Origin of the sequence: Saccharomonospora iraqiensis subsp. iraqiensis (assembly GCF_000430445.1) — a bacterium.
Classification (GTDB): domain Bacteria; phylum Actinomycetota; class Actinomycetes; order Mycobacteriales; family Pseudonocardiaceae; genus Saccharomonospora; species Saccharomonospora iraqiensis.
In genome coordinates, this window is record NZ_KE387102.1 from 27,300 (window position 1) to 29,277 (window position 1,978).

At 73.8% G+C, this 1,978-nt stretch carries 3 protein-coding genes; 2 read left to right on the forward strand and 1 reads right to left on the reverse strand.

Annotated features, from left to right (window positions below):
• The coding region (locus ACTIR_RS23480; RefSeq protein WP_052583895.1) for a neutral zinc metallopeptidase at nucleotides 1–740 on the forward strand (740 nt) is incomplete at its 5' end.
• A 39-nt stretch (nucleotides 741–779) separates the two neighbouring features.
• Here ACTIR_RS23480 and ACTIR_RS0114540 read toward each other — a convergent pair.
• The gene (locus ACTIR_RS0114540; protein WP_026454839.1) at nucleotides 780–1,304 is read right to left on the reverse strand and encodes a 2'-5' RNA ligase family protein; all 525 of its coding nucleotides are present in this window, start codon (nucleotides 1,302–1,304) and stop codon (nucleotides 780–782) included.
• Nucleotides 1,305–1,424: 120 nt separating this feature from the next.
• Here ACTIR_RS0114540 and ACTIR_RS0114545 point away from each other — a divergent pair.
• Nucleotides 1,425–1,978: DUF4383 domain-containing protein (locus tag ACTIR_RS0114545; RefSeq protein ID WP_026454840.1), on the forward strand; the 554-nt coding region annotated here is incomplete at its 3' end.

The following is a 1,978-nucleotide window of genomic DNA, read 5'->3' on the forward strand; positions in this document are numbered from 1 at the left end:
CCGGGACGGACGCGGCCGCGGGCGGGAGCGGCCCGGAGTCGGCCGGTGCCTCCCGGATCGGCGACGACGCCCTGTCCGTGTCCGGTGCCCGCACCGCCGAGGTCGAGTGCACGCTGCCGGAGCTGAGCAGCGACCGCGGGCGCCTCCGGGAGTTCTACCGGGCCGAGCTGCGCTGTCTCGACCGGGCCTGGGAACCCGCGCTCGCGGAGGCCGGGCTGCCGTTCCGCCCTGCCGAGGTGGACATCGCCGATTCCCCGGACACCGCGTGCGGACCGCTGCCCCCGCGCGAGCGGGCGACGGGGCTCTACTGTTCCGAGGACGGCACGATCTACCTGCCGAGGACCCGCACGGTGGACGCGTTCGGTCTCGCCACGGAGGCGCACGTGGCCACGCTCGCCCACGAGTACGGCCACCACGTGCAGTACCTGAGCGGCATCCTCGGCGACGCGGGCCGCGCACTCGGCGAGCACACCGCGGAGGGGCCACAGGAGCGGGAACTGAGCAGGCGGGTGGAACTCCAGGCCAACTGCATGGCCGGGATGTTCCTGCACGGCGCGCAGGGCCGCGGGGGGATCGACCGGGCGCTCGCCGGGGACGCCGTCGACGACTTCCGCAACTGGATCGACAGCGACACCCACGGGTCCGCCGAGACCCAGCGGGAATGGGCGCTGCGCGGGTACCGCGACGGGAGCATGAGCGCGTGCAACACCTGGCGTGCCCCGGCCGAACAGGTCCGGTGACGGCGGGTTCCGGGCGGACCGTCCGGTGCCGGGAGCGGGTCACGGCACGCCCGCCAACGGCCACGCCTCGCCGGTGGCGCTGTCGATCAGTGCGGCGTGGCTGACCCGTACCGTCAACGGCAACCTGTCGTACACCGCGCCGGCCACCCCGGGCAGGTCCCGCGTGGCGGCCCGGGTCGCCAGCGAGGTGTGCGGCAACCAGTGGTCGATCTCGTAGTGCCGGTGGATGACCGCCCCGGTCGCCCGGACCGCCTCCACGACGGCGTGCTGCCGGGTCACCAGCGCGGCGGGGACGGCGGGAACCAGGCAGATCCGGCCGCGACGGAACGCGCCCACCGCGTCGAAGCGCAGCTCGTAGCCGCCGCCGTCGCCCAGTGCCTGCACGGCCGCGCGTACCGCGTCGAGGTCCCACTCCAGCAGCACCACGTACGACAGGTGCGGGCGGTGCCGGCCGTGCGTGTGCGAGTGCGGGGTGGGCACCCCCAGTCGCTCGAACCGCAGCCACAGCTCCCGCACCGCGCGGTCCGACGGCGGATCGAACAGCAGGCACACGCCCAGGGCCACGCCGCCGACCCTAGGGCGGCACCGCACGGGACGCCGCGCGGGCGGCACGGTTTCACCGTCGGTGACCCCGGGTATCTCCCCGGGGAAGTGGCGCCTGTCACACCCGAACAGGAGGCTGTCATGGCTCGATCGAAGGAGGGCCGCACCCAGGTGAGCGGACTCCAGCCGGTGCAGATCCTGGCCGCACTCGTCGGTCTGGTCTATCTCGCCGTCGGGATCATCGGCCTGATCGTCACCGGATTCGGTGACTTCGCGGGGTCGACGGGCAGTACGCTCTGGGTGTTCGCCGTCAACCCGTTGCACAACATCATCCACATCGTCATCGGTGCGCTGGGTGTGCTCATGGCGGTGAAGTCGTCGGGGGCGCGCACGTACGGCTGGTTGCTGCTGGTGGCCTTCGGGGTCCTGCTGCTGTGGGGCCTCGCCGTCACGGGGGTGTTCGCCAGCAACCCGGTCAGCGGGCTCGGTAACCCGCTCGCCCTCAACGCCGCCGACAACTGGCTGCACCTCGGCACCGCCCTGCTCGGTCTGATCATCGCGGTGATGCCTGCCCGCAAGGCCGCGGGCACCCCCGGCGGGACCTCGGACACCGGGGACCGGATGCACACCGCCCGGGCCCCCGCGGAGGAGAGCCGTGGGGCGCGGGGCCGCAGGCTGTGGCGGCGCGGCACGGC